The following is a 20,497-nucleotide window of genomic DNA, read 5'->3' on the forward strand; positions in this document are numbered from 1 at the left end:
GGAGCTCGACGATGAGCCAGCACGCACCCGAGAAGGCCCCCGTCGGCGACGCCGGCCTCTCGAAAAAGGGCCTCAGCGCCGGGACGGTGGGCCTCATCGGCGCCGTCGTCATCGGCATCTCCTGCATCGCGCCGGCGTACACCTTCACGGCGGCCGTCGGACCCACCGCATCCGTCGTGGGCTCCCAGATCCCCGCGATCATCCTCGTGGGCTTCATCCCCATGCTGCTGGTCGCCTTCGGCTACCGCGAACTGAACAACCGGATGCCGGATGCGGGGACGAGCTTCACGTGGGCCGCGCGCGCCTTCGGGCCGTGGATCGGCTGGATGGCGGGATGGGGGCTCGTCGTCGCGACGATCCTCGTGCTGTCGAACCTCGCCGGCGTCGCGGTCGAGTTCCTCTTCCTGCTCATCTCCCAGATCACGGGGGATTCAGCGATCGCCGACCTCGCGTTCATCCTGCCGATCAACGTCGGCGTCTGTCTGCTGTTCATGCTCGCGGCCACCTGGATCTCGTACCGCGACATGCAGACGACGCAGAAGCTGCAGTACGTGCTCGTCACCTTCCAGATCGCGGTGCTCGTCCTGTTCGCCGTGGTGGCGATCGTGCAGGCGACCAGCGGCGGCGGATTCGACCCGCAGCCGTTCGACATCGAGTGGTTCAACCCGTTCGCGGTGACCTCCTTCGGCGCCTTCGCCGCCGGCCTCTCGCTGTCGATCTTCATCTTCTGGGGGTGGGACGTCACCCTGACGATGAACGAGGAGACGAAGGACCCCGAGCGCACGCCCGGCCGGGCGGCCACCGTCACGGTCCTCACGATCGTCTCGCTCTACCTGCTGCTGGCCGTCGCGATGATCATGTTCGCCGGCGTCGGCACGGGCGAGCTCGGACTCGGCAACGAGGACATCCAGGCGAACGTGTTCTTCTTCCTCTCCGGTCCGGTCCTCGGGCCCCTCGCGTTCCTGGTCTCGCTCGCGGTGCTCACGAGCTCCGCGTCGTCGCTGCAGTCGACTTTCGTCGGGCCGGCTCGGACGCTCCTCGCGATGGGTCACTACGGCGCCCTCCCGCCGGCGTTCGCGAAGGTCAGCCCCCGCTTTTTCACGCCCGGCTACGCCACCGTGGTCTCGGCGATCGTGGCATCCGCCTTCTACGCCGTCATGCGCGTGGTCAGCGAGGACACCCTGTGGGACACGATCCTCACCCTCGGCATGATGATCTGCTTCTACTACGGCATCACGGCGTTCGCCTGCGTCTGGTACTTCCGCAAGCAGTGGTTCGACTCGGTCCGGAACGTGTTCTTCACGTTCCTGTTCCCGCTGATCGGCGGCGTCATCCTCGCCGTGCTGTTCGTGACCACCCTCGTCGACTCGATGGACCCCGCCTACGGATCGGGATCGCAGATCTTCGGCGTCGGCATCGTGTTCATCCTCGGGATGCTGATCATCGTCGTCGGGATCGTCACCATGATCTGGCAGTCCGTCCGCCGTCCGGCGTTCTTCCGCGGGCAGACGCTCGCGATGGACGCACCCCCCAGTGCGCGGAAGCTGCGCGCAGAAAGCGAGAACAACCGATGACCTCCCGCGAGTCCGACTTCCTCGCCCAGATCCCGAACCAGCTCTTCATCGGAGGCCGGTGGGTGGATGCCGAGGGGGGCAAGACCCTCGACGTGTTCGACCCGTCGACGGGAGAGGTGATCCGGCGGATCGCCGACGCCTCGCCGGCCGACGGCATCCGGGCCCTCGACGCGGCCGTCGCGGCGCAGGAGGCGTGGGCGGCGACCGCGCCGCGGGAGCGGAGCGACATCCTCCGCCGGGCGTTCGATCTCGTGCAGGCCCGCAAGGAGGACCTCGCCCTCCTCATGACCCTCGAGATGGGCAAACCCCTCGCCGAGTCCCGGGGAGAGGTGGCCTACGGCGGCGAGTTCCTGCGCTGGTTCAGCGAGGAGGCCGTGCGCATCTCGGGCCGCTACGGCATGAACCCCGAGGGCACGGGGCGCATGGTCGTCTCGCAGCGCCCCGTCGGTCCGTCGTTCTTCATCACCCCGTGGAACTTCCCGCTCGCGATGGCGACCCGCAAGATCGCCCCGGCGCTCGCCGCGGGCTGCACCGTGGTCGTGAAGCCCGCCGAGCTGACGCCGCTGACGACCCTGTTCTTCGCGCAGCTGCTCGCCGAGGCCGGCGTGCCCGAGGGCGTCGTCAACGTGATCACGACCTCGTCGTCGAGCGCGGTGTCGGGGCCGATCATCTCCGACCCCCGGCTGCGGAAGCTGTCGTTCACGGGGTCCACGCCCGTCGGTCAGAAGCTCATCGCCCAGGCGGCCGAGGGCGTCCTGCGCGTCTCGATGGAGCTCGGCGGCAACGCGCCGTTCGTCGTCTTCGAGGACGCCGACCTCGACAAGGCCGTCGACGGCGCGATGCTCGCCAAGTTCCGCAACATCGGACAGGCCTGCACCGCGGCCAACCGCTTCATCGTGCACGAGTCGGTCGCGGCCGAGTTCTCGCAGCGCGTCGCCGACCGCGTGCGCGCCATGAACGTGGGCCGCGGCACCGAGGACGGCGTGCAGATCGGTCCGCTCATCGACGACCGTGCGGTCGCGAAGGCGCAGGAGCTCGTCGGCGACGCCGTCGAGCGGGGCGCACGCATCCTGGCCGGCGGCAACGCCCTCGAAGGTCCCGGTACCTTCTACGAGCCGACGGTCGTCGAGGGTGTCGTCCCCGGCAGCGCGATCCTCCGCGAGGAGATCTTCGGGCCGGTGCTCGCGATCTCCACCTTCTCCGACGAGGACGAGGCCGTGCGCCTGGCCAACGACACCGAGTACGGGCTGGTGTCCTACGTCTTCACGCAGGACCTCGCCCGCGGCCACCGCATGATCGACCGTCTCGAGACGGGCATGATGGGCCTGAACGTCGGCGTCGTGTCCAACGCCGCCGCCCCGTTCGGCGGGGTCAAGCAGTCGGGCATGGGGCGCGAAGGCGGCCTGGAAGGCATCCACGAATACCTGAACGTGAAGTACACCCTGATCCCCGCCTGAGCGGGACGAAGAGGAGCATCATGAGCGACTACGCCGTCATCGACCCCGCCACGGGGCAGACCCACGCCACCTACCCGACCGCCACCGCCGACGAGGTGGAGCGCGCCCTGGCCACCGCCGACGAGGCCGCCCGCGGGTGGGGGCGCACCTCCACGCCCGCTGAGCGGGCCGACCTGCTGCGCCGCGCCGCGCAGCTGCACCGCGAGCGCCGCGACGAGCTCGCGAAGATCATCGTCCGCGAGATGGGCAAGCAGATCGACGGCGCGCTCGGCGAGGTCGACTTCGCCGCCGACATCACCGAGTACTACGCCGACCACATCGAGGAGATCACCGCGGACGCGCCCGTCCCGATCGACGGCGACGGCACCGCCGTCATCCGCAAGGCGCCCCTGGGCGTGCTGCTGGGCGTCATGCCGTGGAACTTCCCCTACTACCAGGTGGCCCGTTTCGCGGCCCCGAACCTGGCGGTCGGCAACACGATCCTCCTCAAGCACGCGCCGCAGTGCCCCGAGTCCGCGGCGGCGATCGAGGCGATCTACCGCGACGCGGGCTTCCCCGAGGGCGCGTACACGAACGTCTACTTGACGAACGAGCAGGCCGCCGACGTCATCGCCGACCCGCGGGTGCAGGGCGCCTCGGTGACGGGTTCCGAGCGTGCCGGCGCGGCGGTCGCCGAGGTCGCCGGGCGCAACCTCAAGAAGGTCGCCCTCGAGCTCGGCGGGTCCGACCCGTTCATCGTGCTGTCGGCCGATGACATCGACGCGGTCGCGCAGGCGGCGGTCGACGCGCGCCTCGACAACACCGGGCAGTCCTGCAACGGCGCGAAGCGGTTCATCGTCGTCGACGGGCTCTACGACGCGTTCCTCGAGGCGTTCACCGCCAAGATGGCCGCGGCGAGCGTCGGCGACCCGTGGAGCTCCGACACGGTCCTCGGCCCGCTGTCGTCGGTCGCCGCCGCCGAGCGTCTCGAGAAGCAGATCCGGGATGCCGCGGCCCAGGGCGCCACGATCGTCACCGGCGGCACCCGCGACGGTGCCTTCTTCACCCCGACCGTCCTCACCGGCGTCACCCCCGAGATGGACGTCTACCGCGAGGAGCTGTTCGGTCCGGCGGGCGTCGTCTACCGCGTCGCGGACGAGGACGAGGCGGTCCGCCTCGCCAACGACACCCCGTTCGGCCTCGGATCGTACGTGTTTACGACCGACCCCGAACAGGCGAAGCGGGTCGCCGACAGGATCGAGGCGGGCATGGTCTACGTCAACCTCGTGCTCGCCGACGAGCCGGGCCTGCCCTTCGGCGGCATCAAGCGCAGCGGCACCGGCCGCGAGCTGGGGCTGCTGGCGGCCGACGAGTTCGTCAACAAGAAGCTCATCCGCATCGGCTGAACGAACGGCCGGCCAGCAGGCGCGCGCGCGTGTCGAGCACGTCGGCGACGTACCAGTGCGCCTCGTTGGCCCGGCCGAGCGCCAGCGCCTGGTCGATCACGTCGGAGGCGTCCTCGTCGCCGCGCTGCATCTTGGCCTGCGCGAGCAGGTGCAGCGCCTCGGCGAGCACGCCGACCTGGTCCTCGCGGTCCCGGATGAGGCCGATCGCGGTGTCGAACGCGAGCACGGCGTCGTCGAACTCCCCGAAGTTGCCGAGGTGCCGGCCCTGCTGCACGAGCGCCTGCGCCTGGCCCTCGGCCTGCGGTGACGGTCGTCTCGCCGCCGCCGGGGAGGTCGACCACGATGGTGTGGGGCAAGTAGCGCCCGAACGTCTCGGCGAGGTCGAGGACGGTGCTCGTCTCGAGCAGCGACCGCGTGTCGGCGCGCGGGGTCAGGTGCACGCTCGTCCCGACGGGGGAGGTCGCCCGCGTACGGCGACACCGTGAAGGTGCCGTCGGCGTGTCCGGTCCATTCCACGGCGCCGCCCCTCGCGGCGCTGCGCGAACGGATGTCGATCGTGTCGCACACCATGAAGCACGACAGCATCCCGATGCCGAACTGGCCGAGGAAGTCGCCGCGCGGCAGATCGAAGATGTCGCGCTTCGAGCTGCGTCCCACCGTCGCGAGCAGATCCGCGACCTCGGCCTCGGTGAGCCCGATGCCGTCGTCGCGCAGGACGAACTCGTCCGACGCGGCGCTCACGGGCGTGATCCGGATGCGGCCGCCCCCGCCGTCGAGCGCACGTCGAGCGGCGATCGCGTCGATGGCGTTCTGGAGGAGTTCGCGCAGGAACACGCGGGAGCTCGAGTAGATGTGGCGACTGAGGAGGTCGATGACACCCCGGAGGTCGACCTGGAACTGGTGGGCGGCGGAACGGTCGGTCACCGGGCTCCTCGTGATCGTCCGCGCGCCGGACCGCCTCCGGCGCTGCCGCGACGGGACGGCCGGACAAGCCTAGCGAGGCCCTTCCGGGAGGGGGAGGGATGCCGCGCGTTCGCCAGCCCGCGAGGCATGCCGTATGCTTGTGCGCGCAGTTGTCTGCATTCTTTTGCCGTGCCCATGGGGTCGGCGAGGATGTGGATCCCCGGGTCGCAAGACCTTAGGGCGGTAGCTCAATTGGCAGAGCAGCGGTCTCCAAAACCGCAGGTTGCAGGTTCGATTCCTGTCCGCCCTGCGCGTCAGCGTCAGCTGACTCGAACCGAGCAACAGGTGGGTTGAATGGTCCAGGATGAGCCGAACGGCGAGGTCGTCGCTGCCAGCAGCGGCGCCACCCGTGAGAAGAAGCTCAACTTCTTCCAGCGGATCGCCCTCTTCATCCGTCAGGTGATCGCCGAACTCCGCAAGGTCGTCACGCCGACCCGGCAGGAGCTCGTCAAGTTCACGCTCGTGGTCCTCGGATTCGTCGTCGTCGTGATGGCGATCGTCTACGGGCTCGACCTGCTCTTCACCTGGGTCACGGACATCGTCTTCGACGTGCCGAGCTGACGAACGGACGACCATCCGTCGCGGTGACGGACGGCATCCCGGACCATGGGATCACCCGCCGACGCGCCGCTGAACATCGAAGCCGAACCTGCAGGGAAGTGAATGACGTGACCGAAAGATATGTCGACGACGCCGACTGGTCGACCGCCGCGGAGCAGTCCAGCGAGGACGACGAGGCCCAGGAGGGCAACGTCCTGGCCGACCAGGAGCGTTCCGCCGAGTCCGCCGAGCACGCCGCCCTGCACATCGAGGACGACGAGCCCTCCGATGACGAGCCCACGGGAGAGGACGCCGTCGTGATCGAAGACCCCGAGGCCGACCGCATCGTGAACGACGCGCTCGAGATCGACCAGGCCGACGAGGCCGAGGCCGCCGCCGAGGTGCTGACCGAGTCGCTCGCCGACGAGGAGGCCGAGCGCGCCGCGACCGCCGCCGACGAGGTCGCCCCCTACGACGGTCCCGAACTCGGCGACGACGAGGACGAGACCCCCGAAGACCCGTACGAGGCGTTCCGTCAGGAGCTGCGCTCGCTCGAGGGCAAGTGGTACGTCATCCACTCCTACGCCGGCTTCGAGCGCAAGGTGAAGGCCAACATCGAGCAGCGCAAGTCGACGCTCGAGGTCGAGGACGACATCTACCAGGTCGAGGTCCCCATGGAGGACGTCGTCGAGATCAAGAACGGCCAGCGCAAGATGGTCAACCGCGTGCGGATCCCCGGCTACGTGCTGGTCCGCATGGAGCTCAACGAGGACACCTGGTCGGTCGTGCGTCACACGCCCGGTGTCACCGGATTCGTCGGCAACGCCCACAACCCCACGCCGCTGCGCTTCGAAGAGGCCTTCAACATGCTGAAGCCCCTCGTCGAGGCCAAGGAGGTCGCCCCCGCCAAGGCCGGTGCCGCCAAGGGCTCCGCCACGCAGGCGCGCTCGGTCGTCACCGAGGTCGACTTCGAGATCGGCGAGACGATCACGATCAAGGAGGGTTCGTTCGCGGGCCTGCCCGGATCGATCTCGGAGATCAAGCCCGAGAGTGGCAAGCTCACGGTCCTCGTCTCGCTCTTCGAGCGCGAGACGCCGGTCGAGCTCAGCTTCGACCAGGTCACCAAGCAGTAAGCGCCGCACCGCGCGACGCGAGGGCCCCGCTCCGGCGGGGCCTTCGCCGTACTGCCGGAGGATGCCGGATGCGGTAGACTCATGTGGTTTGTGTGTCGCTTCGTCGCGCGCACGGACACCACCACGACCCGGAACCGCCGGGACCGTGGGAGAACGGGGCATCCGTCCCGCTCGTGAAAGGAAGAGGAATGGCACCGAAGAAGAAGGTGACCGGCCTGATCAAGCTTCAGATCAACGCCGGTGCCGCCAACCCGGCGCCGCCGATCGGCCCCGCGCTCGGTCAGCATGGCGTCAACATCATGGAGTTCTGCAAGGCGTACAACGCCGCGACCGAGTCGCAGCGCGGCAACGTCATCCCCGTCGAGATCACCGTCTACGAGGACCGCAGCTTCACCTTCGTCCTGAAGACCCCGCCCGCCGCGGAGCTCATCAAGAAGGCCGCCGGCGTCGCGAAGGGCTCCAAGACCCCGCACACCGTCAAGGTCGCGAAGCTCACCAAGGACCAGGTCCGTCAGATCGCCGAGACGAAGATGCCCGACCTGAACGCGAACGACATCGAGGCCGCCTCGCTGATCATCGCCGGCACCGCCCGCTCCATGGGCATCACGGTCGAGGACTGAGGGGAAGAACATCATGGCTAAGTCCAAGGCTTACGAAGCAGCAGCGGCGAAGATCGACCGCTCCACGTTCTACTCCTCCGAGGAGGCCGTCGCCCTCGCGAAGGAAACCGGCTCCGCGAAGTTCGACTCGACCGTCGAGGTCGCGCTGAAGCTCGCCGTCGACCCGCGCAAGGCGGACCAGATGGTCCGCGGCACGGTCATCCTGCCCCACGGCACCGGCAAGACCGCGCGCGTCATCGTGTTCGCGACCGGTCCCGCCGCCGAAGCGGCCATCGCCGCGGGTGCGGACGAGGTCGGTGGCGCCGAGCTCATCGAGAAGGTCGCCGGTGGCTACACCGCGTTCGACTCGGCGGTCTCCACCCCCGAGCTCATGGGCCAGGTCGGTCGCCTCGGTAAGGTCCTCGGACCCCGCGGCCTCATGCCGAACCCCAAGACCGGCACCGTGACCCCCAACCCGGCCAAGGCCGTCGAGGAGATCAAGGGCGGAAAGATCGAGTTCCGCGTCGACAAGCACGCCAACGTCCACTTCGTGGTCGGCAAGGCGTCGTTCACGGCTGAGCAGCTCAACGAGAACTTCACCGCCGCTCTCGAAGAGATCGTGCGCCTGAAGCCCTCGAGCGCGAAGGGCCGTTACATCCAGAAGGGCGCCATCTCGACCACGTTCGGTCCCGGCATCCCGCTGGACGTCAACGCTCTCGTCTGAGATCACTGACCGTACGGGGCTCCACCTTCGGGTGGGGCCCCGTCGTCGTTCCCGCCCTTGGTAGCGTCAGGGGGTGACCGGTGATCTGCATTCCCTTCTCGGTATCGACACCCCGATCGTCCTCGGCCCGTTCGGTGGGCTCTCGTCGGTCGCGCTGACGGCGAGCGTGAGCGACTGCGGCGGCCTCGGATCCTTCGGACTGTACGGCTACTCGGGCGACCGCATCCGTGACACCGCGACGGCGCTGCGCGCCGCGACCGGGCGCCCCTTTGCGCTCAATCTGTGGCTGCCGCTGGGCGACGAGGTCGCGCCCGACGAGGTCGACCTGACCGCCGCGCAGGCGGCCGTCGCGCCGCTGTTCGAGGCGGCCGGTGCGGCCGTCCCGCCGCTGCCCGCCGCGTTCCTCCCCTCGCTGTCGGAGCAGCTCGACGCGGTCTGGGATGCCGCGCCCGCCGTCCTGAGCGTCGTGTTCGGGGTGCCCGCGCCGGAGGTCGTCGCCGAGGCGCATCGTCGCGGCATCCGCGTCATCGGCACGGCGACCTCCGTCGCCGAGGCCGTCGCGCTGGAGGAGGGTGGCGTCGACGCGGTCGTCGCGAGCGGTGCCGAGGCAGCCGGTCACCGGGTGAGCTTCCTGCGACCGGCCGAGGAGTCCCTCGTGGGGACGTTCGCCCTCGTGCCGCAGGTCGTCGACGCCGTCGACGTCCCGGTGATCGCCGCCGGCGGCGTGGCCGATCGTCGGGGTGTCGCGGCGGCTTTCGCGCTCGGCGCCGCGGGCGTGCAGGTGGGGAGTGCGTTCCTGCGGACGCGGCAGTCGGCGGCGGTCGAGGCGCACCGAGCCGCACTCGCGGCGGCGGCGGACACCGACACGGTGCTGACCCGGGCGATGAGCGGGCGCCTGGCCCGCGGCATCCCGAATCGAGCGGTGCGGACGATCGAGGACGGCGGGGCGATCGCGCCGTTCCCGGCGCAGAACTGGCTGACCGGCGGATTCCGCTCCGCCGCACCGCACAACGGCGACCTCGTGTCGTTGTGGGCGGGTCAGGCGGCCGGTCTGTCGCGGTCGGACGACGCCGCCGCGGTGTTCGCGGAGCTGGTCCGCGGGCTGCCGCGCTGACACAGTCCGTCACCCGGGGAAGATCTCGGGCCGCTGCGTGTTGTACTGAAGGGTCGCGCCGGCCACCGATGCTGCGCGACCGCATCCCGACACCCCTCACCAAGGAGATCCATGTCCCGTCGTACCGCTGCCCTCGGAGCCCTCGCCCTCAGCACCGTCCTGGCGCTGACCGCCTGCTCCACGAGTTCGGGGCAGCCCGGTGCCGGCGGCGAGGACCTCGGTCTCGCCAAGGCGGGCACGCTCACGGTCGCCACCGAGGGCACCTACCGTCCGTTCACGTACCACGACGAGACCGGCAAGCTCGTCGGCTACGACGTCGAGATCATCGAGGCCGTCGCCGAGAAGCTCGATCTGAAGGTGGAATTCCAGGAGACCCAGTGGGACGGCATCTTCGCCGGTCTCGATGCGGGCCGCGTCGACGTCATCGCCAACCAGGTCTCGATCAACCCCGAGCGCGAGGAGAAGTACCTCTTCAGCGAGCCGTACACCGTGTCGCCGAGCGTCGTCGTGGTCCAGGAGGGCGACGACTCGATCTCGAGCTTCGCCGATCTGAAGGGCAAGAAGACGGCGCAGTCGCTCACGAGCAACTTCTTCCAGCTCGCCGAGGAGGCCGGCGCCGACGTCACCCCGATCGAGGGCTGGGCGCAGGCCGTCGAGTTGCTGCGTCAGGGCCGCGTCGATGCGACCGTCAACGACAAGCTCACCTTCCTCGACTACGAGAAGACCAACGGACCCACGGGCCTGAAGATCGCGGCCGAGACCGACCCCGCCCAGAGCGCCATCGTCGCCGCGAAGGACAAGACCGAGCTGATCGAGAAGATCGACGACGCGCTCGACGAGCTGCGCGAAGATGGAACCCTCGCGAAGATCAGCGAGACCTACTTCGGAGCCGACGTCACCGAGTGATCCCGGCCCCGACGGGCTCGGCGCGACGCTGCGAGGCGTCCGTCGGGCCCGTCGCCCGTTCTGAGAAAGGATGCCGGTGGACGCCGATACGTGGCAACTCGTCCTGAGCTCGTTCTGGCCGATGCTCCTGGCCGGGGTGACGGTCACGATCCCCCTCGCGATCGTCTCGTTCGTGGTCGGTCTCGTGCTGGCGATCGCGGCGGCCCTGATGCGGATCTCGGGCAACCGGGTGCTGTCGGGTCTCGCTCGGGCGTACATCTCCGTCATCCGCGGCACGCCGTTGCTCGTCCAGATCTTCGTCGTCTACTACGGTCTGCCGCAGATCGACATCCGCCTCGAGGCCTGGCCGGCCGCGGTCATCGCGCTGTCGCTCAACGTCGGCGGGTATGCCGCCGAGGTCATCCGTGCCGCGATCCTCTCGGTCCCCAAGGGGCAGTGGGAGGCCGCGTTCACCGTCGGGCTGCCCCGGGCGACGGCGCTCCGGCGCATCATCCTGCCCCAGGCGGCCCGCGTCTCGGTCCCGCCGCTGTCGAACACGTTCATCTCGCTCGTGAAGGACACCTCGCTCGTCGCCCAGATCACGGTCGCCGAGCTGTTCCTCGCGGCGCAGCGCATCGCCGCCTTCAGCTCGGAGTTCCTCGTCGTCTACATCGAGGCCGCCGTCATCTACTGGCTCTTCTGCCTCGTCCTCTCCTTCGGTCAGGACCGCATCGAACGGAGGCTCGATCGCCGTGTCGCACACTGACGCCCCCCTGCTGGCCGTGACCGGACTGCGGAAGTCCTTCGGCGACAACGTCGTCCTCGACGGCGTCGACTTCGCCGTCGGCCGTGGCGAAGTCGTCTGCCTCATCGGTCCCAGCGGCTCGGGCAAGACCACGGTGCTCCGCTGCCTGAACGGGCTCGAGGCCCCCGACGCCGGCGTCGTCACCTTCTCCGACGGCCAGACGCACGACTTCGGCCAGTCGGCCACGGGGCGGGCGGCGAAGCAGCAGCGCGCCGCGCTCCGGGACCGCTCCGCGATGGTCTTCCAGCACCACAACCTCTTCCCGCACCTCACGGTCCTCGAGAACGTGATCGAGGGACCGGTGCACGCGCGGGGGGTGACGAAGGATGCGGCCGTCGCCGACGCCGAGCGGCTGCTGGCGCGCGTCGGACTCGCTGAGAAGCGCGATGCCTATCCGCACGAGCTGTCCGGCGGACAGCAGCAGCGGGTCGGCATCGTACGGGCGCTCGCGCTCGCTCCCGACGTCCTTCTCTTCGACGAGCCGACCAGCGCCCTCGACCCGGAGCTCGTGGGCGAGGTGCTGCTGGTGCTCAAGGAGCTCGCCGACGAGGGCTGGACGATGGTCATCGTTACGCACGAGCTCGGCTTCGCGCGACAGGTCGCCGACGAGGTGGTCTTCTTCGACGGCGGCATGATCGTCGAGCGCGGTCACCCCCGCGACCTCTTCACCGCGCCGACGAACGAGCGCACCCGGCGCTTCCTCGACCGCATCCTGCGACCGCTCGAGGACTGACGCGTCAGGCGTCGCGGCGGATCTCGAAGTCCGCCTCCTCGTCCTGCGGCGTGACCTCGGTCAGCACGACGTCGTCGACGACGCCCCCGCGCGGCCCCTTCGCCGCCCAGTCGACGACCGCCTCGACGGCGGCCGCGTCGCCCTGCACCTCGGCCTCGACCGTGCCGTTCGAGAGGTTGCGCACCCATCCGGTGGCACCGGCCGCACGCGCGGTGTGCTGCATCGCGAACCGGAACCCGACACCCTGGACGATGCCTCGGACGACGAGGCGGATGCGGCGCATCAGGGGTCCGCCACGCTCAGCACGATCTTGCCGCGCGTGTGGCCGCGTTCGAGCTCGCGGTGCGCCTCGGCGGCGTCGGCGAGGTCGTACACCCGGTCGATGTAGACCTGCACGGCACCCGAGTCGAGCAGACGTCCGAGCGTCGCGAGCACGGCACCGTCGGGGATCGTCTTGTAGGAGGTCGCGCGCACGCCGGCCGCCGCGGCGGCATCCGCGTATCCGTCCCAGGCTCCCGTAGGCACCATGACGTAGAGACCGCCCGGGCGCAGGACGGTCAGGGACCGCGTACCGGTGTCGCCGTGGACGTTGCCCACGAGGTCGATGACGACGTCCACCTCGCCGACGACCTCCTCGAAGCGGGTCGTCGTGTAGTCGATGGCGACGGATGCCCCGAGCTCGCGCAGCCAACCGAGGTTGCGCTCCGAACCGGTCGCCGTCACGTGGGCACCGAAGTAGGCCGCGAGCTGCACGGCGAAGTGACCGACGCCGCCGGAGCCGGCGTGGATGAGGATGCGCTGGCCCTCGTGCGCGTGAGCGGTCTCGACGACGAGTCCCCAAGCAGTGAGCGCCGCGACCGGCACCCCCGCCGCCTCGACGTGCGACAGCGAGGCGGGCTTGCGCGCCACCGACAGGGTGGGCACGACGAGGTAGTCGGCGTAGCTCCCGCCCGTCCGGGGGAAGGCCGCCATCCCGAACACCGGGTCGCCCGGCTGCAACGGGTGGGCCTCGAACGGGCTCGCGACGACGACCCCGCTGAAGTCGAAGCCGAGGGGCGTGGGGTCACCGTCGAGGAGACCGTTCAGGCCGCGACCCGCGCGGGTCTTGGCGTCGATGGGGTTCACGCCGGCGGCGACGACGCGCACGAGCAGTTCGCTGAGCGCGGGTTTCGGGACGGGCAGCCGGGCGACACGGAGGGCCTCGGCGTCGCCCGGGGCGTCGTAGACCACGCCGCGCATGTCCGGGGGAGGAGCGGTCACCTCGACGGCCTCGCTCGCGGTGGGGGCTGCGGATCGCAGCGGCCGGAATCGCATCGGCTGCTCCTTCTCACCTGCGCTCGACGGCGAGCGCGGGGGTGCTCGGTGGAAGACCAGTCAATCGCGACATTGTCTCGACGGTGTTACGTCGGCGTCACCGGAGCGAGAATCCCGGCGGCGGCCTACGTGGTGGGGCCGCCGTCGGGTCGGGATCCGGCGACGAGGGCGTGCAGCAGTCGGGCGAGGTTCTCGATGTCCTCGACCCGCCAGTCCTCCAGCGCGGCGAGCAGCGCGCCCTCCTGGGGGCCCCGGGCATCCGCGAGGCGATCGCGGCCGTGCGCCGTGGCGCTCAGCAGGCTCGACCGGCCGTCGTTGGGGTCGGGGGTGCGTTCGATGAGTCCGAGCTCCGTGAGCTCGCGCACGCTCCGGCTGAGTTGGCCCTTGTCGAGCAGGAGCATCTCGGCGAGGGCGGACTGGGTGACCGGCTCGTGACGCACGATCGTCGTGAAGACCTTGTAGGCGCCCGGCAGCATCCCCGGGCTGACCCGGTTGGCGTTCTCGGTGATCTTGCGCCGGAAGAGGGTGATCAGGTCGCTGAACTCGCCCTCGAGGGCCCGCACCGCGCGGGTGCGGGCCTCTCGGTCGGTCGCTGCGGACATCGTGTCCATGTTATCGCCGTGCCTCGCTCGCGGTCTCGTCCGCCCGGGCGTCGGGGTCGACCACGGGAACCGTGCCCGTCGCGGTGACGGCGTCCATTCCGGCGGGCACCGACACGGTGGCCAGGTCGGCCTCCGACGCCTGGCGACGCTCGGAGGTCGTCATGGTGCTGAGGCTGCGGTGGGGCAGGAAGATCACGGCCAGGATGCTGATCACACCGAACGGCACCGCGATGAGGAACGCGGACGAGATGCCCTGCGCGTAGATGTCCTCGACGATCACGCGGAGGCTCTCGGGCATGGTGGCGACGCGGGGGAGTGCGCCGGAGGCGAGCTGCTTGGCCCAGGTCGCCCCCTCGGGCCCGAGGGCGGTGAGGACGGCGACGATCTTCTCCTGCGCTCCGCCGAACAGGTCGGTGACGCGCGTGGCGAGCGCCGCGCCCATGAGCGAGACGCCGACGGTGCCGCCGAGGCTGCGGAAGAAGGTCACACCCGAACTCGCGACGCCGATCTCCGACGGCTTCGCGGTGTTCTGCACCGCCAGGACGAGGTTCTGCATCGTCATGCCGACGCCCGCGCCCAGCAGGAACATGTAGACCGAGACGAGGAAGAAGTCGGTGTCGTAGTGGATGGTCGACAGGAGGGTCGCGCCGGCGGTCAGCAGGATGCTGCCCACGACGAGGTACGGCTTCCAGTGGCCGAAGCGCGTGATGAGCGCACCGACACCGACCGACGACAGCAGGAGCCCCGCGATCATCGGGATCGTCATGAGGCCGGCCTCGGTCGGCGTGGCGCCGCGGGCCATCTGCATGTACTGGCCGAGGAAGACCGACGCACCGAACATCGCGATGCCCGTGGCGATCGAGGCGACGACCGCGAGGGTGAAGGTGCGGTCGCGGAAGAGGGTGAGCGGCACGAGCGGCTCGCTGGTGCGCAGTTCGACGACGACGAACAGCACGGCGGCGACGAGGGCGCCACCGACCATGAGGATGGTCTCGGTGCCCCACCAATCGAAGCTGGAGCCGGCGCTGGTGACCCAGATGAGCAGCAGCGAGACGGCGGTGGACAGCAGCACGATGCCGAGGTAGTCGATCTTCGGACGGCGACTGCTCACGCTCGAGTGAGGCAGGGTGCGCTGCACCATGATGAGCGCGGCGACGGCGATCGGGAGCGACACGAAGAAGTTCCAGCGCCAGCCGAACGCGTCGGTGATGACGCCACCCAGCAGCGGGCCGCCGACGGTCGCGACGGCCATGACGGCGCCGAACAGGCCCATGTAGCGGCCGCGCTCACGCGGGCTGATGATGTCGGCCATGAGCACCTGGCTGAGGGCCGCGAGGCCTCCTGCGCCGAGACCCTGCACGGCGCGGAACGCGATCAGCGTGCCGGGGTCCTGCGCGAACCCGGCGGCGGCGGTCGCGAGGACGAAGATGACGAGCGCGATCTGGTAGAGCGCCTTGCGGTTCACGAGGTCGGCGAGCTTGCCCCAGATGGGCGTCGAGATGGCCGTGGTGAGCAGGGTGGCGGTCACCACCCAGGTGAACGCGCCCTGGTCGCCCTGGAGGTCGTGGATGATCACGGGCAGCGACGTCGAGACGACCGTCGACGCGATCATCGACACGAACATGCCGAGGAGCAGCCCCGAGAGCGGGGCGAGGACCCGGCGCGGCGCGGTGGGGGTCGAGGTGGACATGCAACTCCAGTTAGATGATTCAGGTCAACATTTGATAGACGTCAACTATATGGCGTCATTTGATCCACGTCAACTATCTCCCCGAGGCGCGACGGCACACCGCCCCGAGGCGGCCTCATCGCGGGGGATCAGTCGGCGAGGGCGAGCGCGCGGAAGATGTCGCGTTCGCGCAGCTGCTCGCGGCGGCTCACCGACGCGGCCGTCTCGCGCACCGGCGGCGTCTTACCGGTCGTGCGGTGGTAAAGCTCGTCGATCAAGGCGGTCGCCAGGCGCACGAGCGACCCGATCTCGGCCTCGTCACGATCGATCCAGGCGCACCGCGGCTCGTCCCGGAGCGGGACGAAGTCCTGGTGCTCCTCCCACACGACGAGCGTGCGCTCGGCGCCGAGGACGTGCTGCTGCCACCACACCTGACGCAGGTACGTACGGGGGATCGACTTCCACGTCTTGTTGGTCGTCTTGATCTCGGCGAGCGTGACGCGGCCCGCGGCATCCACCATGATCCCGTCGGGGGTGGCGAGGTGCCGCTTCTCGATCTCGGCGTGGAACAGCGCCGACGACGGACGGATGCCGTGGGTCGCCGCGACCCAGGCGGCGATCTCGGGCTCACGCCGTCGGCCGTGGTCGGTGTAGGCGTTGCCGCTGAATCCGGAGCCGTTCAGTTTCGCCTCGGCCGCCCGGGCGATCGCCTTCTCGCTGGTGAGCGAGGCGACGTCCGTGGCCGTGATCCCGCGGGAGCGGGCCCGCATCCACGCGACCCGGTCGCGGGAGTCCGCGACGATGCGGGCGGCGAGTTCGGGAGTCACCCGTCGATCCTAAGTCGCCCTTCCCGCACGGGCTGTCCCGACCCGCCGCGCGCGGCCGTCGCCCGATCAGACGGTCTCGACCCCCGCGGCGAGGACGTCCCGGGAGGGCGCATGCTCGACGGCGAGGATGCTGGCGCCCAGGACGCCCGCCTCCGCAGCCGTCGCGGACTGCACGATCGACAGGTGCGCCGTCGCGAGCGGCGCGGAACGGGAGTACACGACCTCGCGCACCCCGGCGATCAGGTGCTCGCCCACCCGCGCCATCGATCCGCCGACTCCTCGCACTGACCCGCGCCGGTGCCGGCGCGCGAGCGCGTGCGCTGTGTCGCCCGCGCGCTGCGCTGCCGCCCGTGCGCTGCCGCCCGGCATCCGCCCTTCTGTCCACATCATGTCGTCTGGTCGACATCACACGTCGTGAGCTGCGCGGAACGTGTGTTCTCGTGCGGACGACATGATGTGAACATCCGTCGCTTCCTCCACTGGACGACGGATTGCGGAGGCTTCCCCGGTTCGGCGCGCGAACCCCTCTGGGTGGGCCGCCCTGCAGAGGCTTGACTGCATGCCTCGACACATCTCGTTCGCCGAAGCGCGCCGGCTGATTCTCGATCGTGCCGATCTGGAACGCTCCGGGTGGCGGTCGCGTGACATCACGGACGCGGTGAGAGAGGGTCGGATGCTGCGGATCCAACGCAATCGATACGTCCTCGCCGAGCAGTTCGACGACCTATGGCCCGAAGCGCGCCACCTCGTCGAGATCGCCGCCGCCGATGCTGAGCGGAAGGACGGGACGAGCGTGTTCTCCTATCAGTCCGCAGCGGTGCTGTGGGGACTGCCGCTTGCACGGCACGTACCCGATGCGGTTCACGTGAGCTTGCCGGCGGATGGCCGGCTGGTCAGTCGCGCGGCGCTGCGCCGACACGCGGATCGGCTCGAGCCGTCCGAGATCACGAACCCGTTCGATGTGCCCTGCACGACCTTGGCCCGGACGCTCTGGGATGTGTGTCGAGTTCTGCCGCCGTCCAGCGGTGTCGCGGCCGCCGACGCGGCATTGCGCATCGTGGCGTCCACATCCGGCGGCGATCCCGAGGCGGTCGAGCGCTGGCGTCAGAGTGTGCTCGACATCGGCCGGCGAAAGCGCGGTTCACGCGGAGCGGCTCGTGCCGGGACGGTCATCGCCTTCGCGAACGGTCTCGCCGAGAGTACGGGCGAGAGCATCGCGCGCTGGATGCTGGCGGAGATCGGGTCCGCCCGATTCCGGCTCCAGGTCCCGGTGCGCGGGCCCGCCGGCTCGGACTACCGCGTCGATATCGAGCTGGAGGACGAGAACGTTCTCGTCGAGTTCGACGGTGCGGTCAAGTACCGCGACGATGAGCTCCGCGCCGGTCGACACCTGGACGACATCCTGCTCCTGGAGAAGCAGCGTGAGGATTGGATCCGAGGCGTGACACAGAAGCGACTGGTGCGCATCGGGTGGACGGACCTCAACACACCGCAGGTGCTCGCCGCCCGGATGGCTGCCTTCCGGATCTCACCCCGCCCATGAGCGCGGCGAACGCGGCATCCCCTGCCTCCTCCGTCGTGCACATCATGTGCTCTGAACGACTGCACATCTCCTGAACCGTCCGCATCGTGTGCTCTCGTCGGGAGCACATGATGTGGACGACGCGGCGGCGCCTCGCCCGCACCCACCGGCACGCGTGCGCGCTTTCGCGCGAACGCACGGACCGGATGCCGGGATTTGGCGGGTGCGCGAGCGCGGCGTACACTGGGGGACAAGCCAAAGACCGTCGGTCATCGCTGTGCGCCCGCGCACACGATCGAAGCTCTGCATCGCAGGGGCCCACGCAGGTGTACGACAGACTTCCGGGAAACCGGGCCGAAGCTCCGTGCGCTTGCGCCGGAGCTTTTCTCATGCAGCCCGACCGTCGAGGTCGACGTCCCGCCACCGCGGGGCGTCTCGTACACATCAAGGAGTGACCATGGCGCAGAAGGATGCATCGGTCGCCGAGCTCACGAAGAACTTCGAGGACTCGAACGCCGTCTTGCTGACCGAGTACCGCGGTCTGACGGTTGCCCAGCTCAAGCAGCTGCGCAACGCGATCCGTCAGGACGCGCAGTACGCCGTGGTGAAGAACACGCTGACCAAGATCGCCGCGAACAACGCGGGGATCACGGCGCTGGACGAGGACCTCAAGGGTCCCTCGGCCGTCGCTTTCGTGCACGGCGACTTCGTCGCCACTGCCAAGGCTCTGCGTGACTTCGCCAAGGCCAACCCGCTTCTCGTGATCAAGGGCGGCATCTTCGAGGGCAACGCGCTCTCGGCCGACGAGGTCAACAAGTACGCCTCGCTCGAGAGCCGCGAGGTTCTGCTGGCGAAGGCTGCGGGCATGATGAAGGCGACGATGGGCAAGGCTGCCGCCACCATCGACGCGCTTCGCGAAAAGCTGGAGACCGCTGACGCCGCGTAAGCGACGAGCGAGCTCTTTTACACACACCCCATCTATCTAGGAGATACATCATGGCGAAGCTTTCCACCGAGGAGCTGCTCGAGCAGTTCGCCGGCCTCACCCTCGTCGAGCTCAGCGAGTTCGTGAAGGCGTTCGAGGAGAAGTTCGACGTCACCGCTGCTGCCCCCGTCGCCGTTGCCGGTGCCGGTGGTGGCGCTGCTGCTGAAGAGGTTGAGGAGAAGGACTCCTTCGACGTCATCCTCGAGGCTGCCGGCGACAAGAAGATCCAGGTCATCAAGGTCGTCCGCGAGCTCACCTCGCTCGGCCTCGGCGAGGCCAAGGCCGTCGTCGACGGTGCTCCCAAGGCCGTGCTCGAGGGCGCGAACAAGGAAGCGGCCGACAAGGCGAAGGAGGCCCTCGAGGCCGCCGGCGCGACGGTGTCCGTCAAGTAAGGTTCCGCACCTTTCCGAAGGCCTCGGATGCTTCGGCATCCGGGGCCTTCGGCCGTTTCCGAGGTGGATGCCGGGGGTCAGGACCAGGCCGCGTCGCGGACGGCGGCGCTCGATGACCCGGTCGGTGTGGACGTCGAGTTCCGCACCACCAGTCGCGGTCGGATGATGACGCTGGTCGGTTCGGCCGTCGGATCCTCGATGTGCCGCATGAGCAGTTCCACGGCCGTCGCGCCCTGCTCGCGCGGGATCTGCCGCAGCGTCGTCAGGGCGAACATCTCGGCGTTCTCGTGGTCGTCGATGCCGATGACGCTGAGGTCGGAGGGGACCAGGATGCCGAGGCGCCGCGCCGCGATGATGGCGCCGATCGCGACCTCGTCGCACGCCGCCACCAGTCCCGTGGGTCGCTGCGAGGGGTCGCTGAGCAGATCGACCGCGGCGGCGTAGCCGGCGGACATCGTGAGCTCCGCGGGCGTGCGGCTGATGTGGTCGCTGAGCCCCGACTCATGCATCTCGCGTTCGTAACCCTCGTAGCGCGCGGACTCGACGTGGGGCCACAATGTCGCCGCCGTGCCGCCGAGGAACGCGATGCGGCGGTGTCCCAGCGAGACGAGGTGTGCCGTCGCCAGGGCGGCCGCGTGCGCGTCGTCGAGGGTCACGACGCTCGTCGTGCGCTCGGTGCCGATGATGCTGACGACGGGGCGGCTGAGGGACAGCAGGGTCTCGAGCTCGCTCTCGGCGGGTTCCAGCCCGACCGCGATGAGTCCGTCGAACCTCTTGCGGGTGAGGAACTCGTCGAACACGCGACGGCGGGTCTCGCTGCCCGGATCGGCGTCGTACAGGGTGAGGTCCAGTCCGCGTTCCAGGAGCGCCTGCTGGATGCCCTCGAGGACCTCGGCGAAGAACCATCGGTTGACGTGCGGCATCACGACGCCGACGTTTCGGGTGCGCCCCGTCGCGAGGCTGACGGCGCTCGTCGACGGTGTGTACCCGAGCCGGCGCGCGGCCTCGTGCACACGTCGTCGGGCATCGGCCGACACCTGCGTGCTGCCGGTCAGTGCGCGACTGGCCGTCGCCTTCGATACGCCGGCCTCACGTGCGACGTCGGCGATGGTGCTCATCGGTCCTCCTCGACCCCGTCCGACCGTCCCCCTCGGTCGAGGACTCAGCGTAATGCCTGAACCCACGTTTCGGAACCGGTTCCGGTCCGGCGCCGTGAGAGCGATCCCACAGCGCTCGAGCCTCGACAGCCTAATGGTTGCAGAACCTTGATATTT

The 20,497-nt window shown here is 69.5% G+C and carries 21 protein-coding genes, 1 tRNA gene and 2 pseudogenes; 15 read left to right on the forward strand and 9 right to left on the reverse strand.

What is annotated here, in order from left to right; all coding sequences use genetic code 11:
• The first annotated feature begins 11 nt into the window (after positions 1-11).
• Genes Q9S36_RS12605 through Q9S36_RS12615 form a run of 3 tightly spaced genes read left to right on the forward strand, consistent with a single transcriptional unit; the run spans position 12 to position 4,416 of the window.
• Positions 12-1,574: an APC family permease gene (locus tag Q9S36_RS12605; protein WP_311285430.1), complete on the forward strand. Its 1,563-nt coding sequence runs from the start codon at positions 12-14 to the stop codon at positions 1,572-1,574.
• The gene (locus tag Q9S36_RS12610; RefSeq protein ID WP_311285431.1) at positions 1,571-3,031 is read left to right on the forward strand and encodes an NAD-dependent succinate-semialdehyde dehydrogenase; all 1,461 of its coding nucleotides are present in this window, start codon (positions 1,571-1,573) and stop codon (positions 3,029-3,031) included. The genes Q9S36_RS12605 and Q9S36_RS12610 overlap by 4 nt, the downstream gene beginning before the upstream one ends.
• 20 nt (positions 3,032-3,051) lie before the next feature.
• On the forward strand, positions 3,052-4,416 hold the full coding sequence (locus tag Q9S36_RS12615; RefSeq protein ID WP_311285432.1) for an NAD-dependent succinate-semialdehyde dehydrogenase: 1,365 nt from the start codon (positions 3,052-3,054) through the stop codon (positions 4,414-4,416).
• Here Q9S36_RS12615 and Q9S36_RS12620 read toward each other — a convergent pair.
• Positions 4,400-4,690, reverse strand: coding sequence for a hypothetical protein (locus Q9S36_RS12620; RefSeq protein WP_253035420.1), 291 nt, complete (start codon positions 4,688-4,690; stop codon positions 4,400-4,402). The two genes, Q9S36_RS12615 and Q9S36_RS12620, sit on opposite strands and share 17 nt — an antisense overlap.
• A 28-nt stretch (positions 4,691-4,718) precedes the next feature.
• Positions 4,719-5,340: pseudogene (locus tag Q9S36_RS12625) on the reverse strand (ATP-binding protein); the annotation flags it as partial.
• A gap of 216 nt (positions 5,341-5,556) precedes the next feature.
• Between Q9S36_RS12625 and Q9S36_RS12630 the strand changes: the two are divergent.
• The 9 genes from Q9S36_RS12630 (at position 5,557) to Q9S36_RS12670 (ending at position 11,912) form a co-directional block, all read left to right on the forward strand.
• Positions 5,557-5,629: transfer RNA gene (locus tag Q9S36_RS12630), tRNA-Trp, on the forward strand.
• 44 nt (positions 5,630-5,673) lie between these two features.
• Positions 5,674-5,940 (forward strand): preprotein translocase subunit SecE, encoded by a 267-nt coding sequence (gene secE, locus Q9S36_RS12635; RefSeq protein ID WP_064002978.1) that lies wholly within the window; start codon positions 5,674-5,676, stop codon positions 5,938-5,940.
• Positions 5,941-6,047: 107 nt separating this feature from the next.
• A complete protein-coding gene (gene nusG / locus Q9S36_RS12640) occupies positions 6,048-7,052 on the forward strand; it encodes a transcription termination/antitermination protein NusG (RefSeq protein ID WP_311285433.1) in 1,005 nt (334 codons plus the stop codon).
• A gap of 188 nt (positions 7,053-7,240) precedes the next feature.
• Positions 7,241-7,672 carry a 50S ribosomal protein L11 gene (rplK, locus tag Q9S36_RS12645; RefSeq protein WP_064002980.1) on the forward strand — a complete coding sequence of 144 codons (432 nt, stop codon included), beginning with the start codon at positions 7,241-7,243 and terminating at the stop codon, positions 7,670-7,672.
• Positions 7,673-7,685: 13 nt separating this feature from the next.
• Positions 7,686-8,375 (forward strand): 50S ribosomal protein L1, encoded by a 690-nt coding sequence (rplA, locus tag Q9S36_RS12650; RefSeq protein WP_064002981.1) that lies wholly within the window; start codon positions 7,686-7,688, stop codon positions 8,373-8,375.
• Between the two features lie 73 nt (positions 8,376-8,448).
• Positions 8,449-9,489: a DUF561 domain-containing protein gene (locus Q9S36_RS12655; protein WP_311285434.1), complete on the forward strand. Its 1,041-nt coding sequence runs from the start codon at positions 8,449-8,451 to the stop codon at positions 9,487-9,489.
• A 111-nt stretch (positions 9,490-9,600) separates the two neighbouring features.
• Complete coding sequence (locus Q9S36_RS12660) at positions 9,601-10,395, forward strand: amino acid ABC transporter substrate-binding protein (protein ID WP_253035404.1); 795 nt, start codon at positions 9,601-9,603, stop codon at positions 10,393-10,395.
• A 70-nt stretch (positions 10,396-10,465) separates the two neighbouring features.
• Positions 10,466-11,140 (forward strand): amino acid ABC transporter permease, encoded by a 675-nt coding sequence (locus Q9S36_RS12665; RefSeq protein ID WP_253035405.1) that lies wholly within the window; start codon positions 10,466-10,468, stop codon positions 11,138-11,140.
• Positions 11,127-11,912 (forward strand): amino acid ABC transporter ATP-binding protein, encoded by a 786-nt coding sequence (locus Q9S36_RS12670; protein WP_311285435.1) that lies wholly within the window; start codon positions 11,127-11,129, stop codon positions 11,910-11,912. The genes Q9S36_RS12665 and Q9S36_RS12670 overlap by 14 nt, the downstream gene beginning before the upstream one ends.
• Positions 11,913-11,916: 4 nt before the next feature.
• Here the strand turns inward: Q9S36_RS12670 and Q9S36_RS12675 are convergent, their stop codons facing one another.
• The 6 genes and pseudogenes from Q9S36_RS12675 to Q9S36_RS12700 form a co-directional block, all read right to left on the reverse strand.
• Positions 11,917-12,195 carry an acylphosphatase gene (locus Q9S36_RS12675; RefSeq protein WP_253035406.1) on the reverse strand — a complete coding sequence of 93 codons (279 nt, stop codon included), beginning with the start codon at positions 12,193-12,195 and terminating at the stop codon, positions 11,917-11,919.
• Positions 12,195-13,226, reverse strand: a complete 1,032-nt coding sequence (locus Q9S36_RS12680; RefSeq protein ID WP_311285436.1) for an NADP-dependent oxidoreductase — start codon at positions 13,224-13,226, stop codon at positions 12,195-12,197. The genes Q9S36_RS12675 and Q9S36_RS12680 overlap by 1 nt, the downstream gene beginning before the upstream one ends.
• Before the next feature lie 125 nt (positions 13,227-13,351).
• Positions 13,352-13,828 (reverse strand): MarR family winged helix-turn-helix transcriptional regulator, encoded by a 477-nt coding sequence (locus tag Q9S36_RS12685; RefSeq protein WP_217530797.1) that lies wholly within the window; start codon positions 13,826-13,828, stop codon positions 13,352-13,354.
• Positions 13,829-13,838: 10 nt separating this feature from the next.
• Positions 13,839-15,518: an MDR family MFS transporter gene (locus tag Q9S36_RS12690; RefSeq protein ID WP_311285437.1), complete on the reverse strand. Its 1,680-nt coding sequence runs from the start codon at positions 15,516-15,518 to the stop codon at positions 13,839-13,841.
• 128 nt (positions 15,519-15,646) lie between these two features.
• Positions 15,647-16,324 (reverse strand): YqaJ viral recombinase family protein, encoded by a 678-nt coding sequence (locus Q9S36_RS12695; RefSeq protein WP_311285438.1) that lies wholly within the window; start codon positions 16,322-16,324, stop codon positions 15,647-15,649.
• A 66-nt stretch (positions 16,325-16,390) separates the two neighbouring features.
• Positions 16,391-16,612 (reverse strand): annotated as a pseudogene (locus Q9S36_RS12700) (sugar kinase); the annotation flags it as partial.
• A 271-nt stretch (positions 16,613-16,883) separates the two neighbouring features.
• On the opposite strand from Q9S36_RS12700, the gene Q9S36_RS12705 reads away from it, so the two are divergent.
• From Q9S36_RS12705 to rplL, 3 genes are all read left to right on the forward strand, one after another.
• Entirely contained in the window at positions 16,884-17,867 is a 984-nt protein-coding gene (locus Q9S36_RS12705; protein ID WP_311285439.1) for a hypothetical protein, read from the forward strand.
• A gap of 436 nt (positions 17,868-18,303) precedes the next feature.
• Positions 18,304-18,792 (forward strand): 50S ribosomal protein L10, encoded by a 489-nt coding sequence (gene rplJ, locus Q9S36_RS12710; protein ID WP_064002996.1) that lies wholly within the window; start codon positions 18,304-18,306, stop codon positions 18,790-18,792.
• A 50-nt stretch (positions 18,793-18,842) separates the two neighbouring features.
• Entirely contained in the window at positions 18,843-19,223 is a 381-nt protein-coding gene (gene rplL, locus Q9S36_RS12715; RefSeq protein ID WP_018186979.1) for a 50S ribosomal protein L7/L12, read from the forward strand.
• A gap of 77 nt (positions 19,224-19,300) precedes the next feature.
• Here the strand turns inward: rplL and Q9S36_RS12720 are convergent, their stop codons facing one another.
• Entirely contained in the window at positions 19,301-20,341 is a 1,041-nt protein-coding gene (locus Q9S36_RS12720; RefSeq protein ID WP_311285440.1) for a LacI family DNA-binding transcriptional regulator, read from the reverse strand.
• Positions 20,342-20,497: the final 156 nt, after the last annotated feature.

Source organism: Microbacterium sp. ARD31, from assembly GCF_031844425.1.

Bases quoted from the DNA above. Each gene is read 5' to 3' on its own strand.
- Q9S36_RS12605 (WP_311285430.1), top strand. From the start codon at position 12: ATGAGCCAGCACGCACCCGAGAAGGCCCCCGTCGGCGACGCCGGCCTC.
- Q9S36_RS12610 (WP_311285431.1), top strand. From the start codon at position 1,571: ATGACCTCCCGCGAGTCCGACTTCCTCGCCCAGATCCCGAACCAGCTC.
- Q9S36_RS12615 (WP_311285432.1), top strand. From the start codon at position 3,052: ATGAGCGACTACGCCGTCATCGACCCCGCCACGGGGCAGACCCACGCC.
- secE (WP_064002978.1), top strand. From the start codon at position 5,674: ATGGTCCAGGATGAGCCGAACGGCGAGGTCGTCGCTGCCAGCAGCGGC.
- rplK (WP_064002980.1), top strand. From the start codon at position 7,241: ATGGCACCGAAGAAGAAGGTGACCGGCCTGATCAAGCTTCAGATCAAC.
- rplA (WP_064002981.1), top strand. From the start codon at position 7,686: ATGGCTAAGTCCAAGGCTTACGAAGCAGCAGCGGCGAAGATCGACCGC.
- Q9S36_RS12660 (WP_253035404.1), top strand. From the start codon at position 9,601: ATGTCCCGTCGTACCGCTGCCCTCGGAGCCCTCGCCCTCAGCACCGTC.
- Q9S36_RS12665 (WP_253035405.1), top strand. From the start codon at position 10,466: ATGCCGGTGGACGCCGATACGTGGCAACTCGTCCTGAGCTCGTTCTGG.
- Q9S36_RS12675 (WP_253035406.1), bottom strand. From the start codon at position 12,195: ATGCGCCGCATCCGCCTCGTCGTCCGAGGCATCGTCCAGGGTGTCGGG.
- Q9S36_RS12680 (WP_311285436.1), bottom strand. From the start codon at position 13,226: ATGCGATTCCGGCCGCTGCGATCCGCAGCCCCCACCGCGAGCGAGGCC.
- Q9S36_RS12685 (WP_217530797.1), bottom strand. From the start codon at position 13,828: ATGTCCGCAGCGACCGACCGAGAGGCCCGCACCCGCGCGGTGCGGGCC.
- Q9S36_RS12690 (WP_311285437.1), bottom strand. From the start codon at position 15,518: ATGTCCACCTCGACCCCCACCGCGCCGCGCCGGGTCCTCGCCCCGCTC.
- Q9S36_RS12705 (WP_311285439.1), top strand. From the start codon at position 16,884: ATGCCTCGACACATCTCGTTCGCCGAAGCGCGCCGGCTGATTCTCGAT.
- rplJ (WP_064002996.1), top strand. From the start codon at position 18,304: ATGGCGCAGAAGGATGCATCGGTCGCCGAGCTCACGAAGAACTTCGAG.
- rplL (WP_018186979.1), top strand. From the start codon at position 18,843: ATGGCGAAGCTTTCCACCGAGGAGCTGCTCGAGCAGTTCGCCGGCCTC.
- Q9S36_RS12720 (WP_311285440.1), bottom strand. From the start codon at position 20,341: ATGAGCACCATCGCCGACGTCGCACGTGAGGCCGGCGTATCGAAGGCG.